Raw genomic sequence first — 900 nt, 5'->3', positions numbered from 1 at the left:
CAGATGAGTTGAATTTAGTTTGGGCTTGTTCTCCACTTCACGATGCCGATATAGACAAAGACGGCAAGCCTAAAAAGCCACATTATCACTGCGTGATGGTATTCGATGGCAAAAAATCCTATTCTCAAATCAAAGAGATTACGGACGCTATTTTTGCAACAAATCCACAAGTTATAAATAATCTAGCTGGAAATATCCGCTATATGTTGCACCTTGATGATAAATCAAAAGCTCAGTATCTAGCAAGCGATCTAAGAGCTTTTAACGGTTTTGATGCTAATGAGTATCTTTTTTCAGAGAAAAGCGAGTTAAAGCACCGTTTAGAGTGTTTAAAAGCTATGCGTAAATTTATCGATGAAAACGGATATACTGAATTTACTCAAATCTTTGATTATGCTGCCGAAAATGAGCCAGACTGGTTCGAAATGCTCTGCGTAAATAGTGCTTACGTTATCAATGTTTATCTTAAGTCTAAACGTCATCAATCGTTGGTAAAAATGTAGTGGGCGAGCATACCCCTTGTATATACAAAATCCTGGCGGTTTTGTATATCCTGCGGGTGCTCGTAAGGAGGGTTTCACCCCCTTAACCCCCTTTAAAATAGCTGGGGTATGGGGTTATAACCCCATAATTGTGGAGCATTAGGGCAACGCCCGCCCTAAGTGCTAATTAGAGAGCTTTTAAATTTATTCAGCAAAAAGGCTTGGAGTATTGTTTTGTTCGTGGATCTTTCGTTCGAAATTTTTATATTCTGGTGTTGCCTTTAATGTATCCACAAAAAACTGACTAGCATTATCCAGCGACTGCAAAAAAGTTTTAAATTCTTGAGTTACTTTGAAAGTCTGTAATTTTTTTTGTTGTTCTAGTTTTTTTCTTGCCATTTTGAAACACCTTTTAATG

The 900-nt window shown here is 37.3% G+C and carries 2 protein-coding genes; one reads left to right on the top strand and one right to left on the bottom strand.

Annotated elements, in window-relative coordinates; genetic code table 11:
- Positions 1 to 503: Rep family protein (locus CYP43_RS00015; RefSeq protein WP_103582037.1), on the top strand; the 503-nt coding region annotated here is incomplete at its 5' end.
- A 183-nt stretch (positions 504 to 686) separates the two neighbouring features.
- On the opposite strand, the gene CYP43_RS00010 is transcribed toward CYP43_RS00015, so the two are convergent.
- On the bottom strand, positions 687 to 900 hold a 214-nt coding region (locus CYP43_RS00010), incomplete at its 5' end, for a hypothetical protein (RefSeq protein ID WP_219808125.1).

Source organism: Campylobacter concisus (assembly GCF_002913045.1).
Taxonomy (GTDB): domain Bacteria; phylum Campylobacterota; class Campylobacteria; order Campylobacterales; family Campylobacteraceae; genus Campylobacter_A; species Campylobacter_A concisus_AP.
The sequence above is the reverse complement of the archived record's forward strand: the minus strand, read 5'-3'. Positions and strand labels throughout refer to the sequence as shown.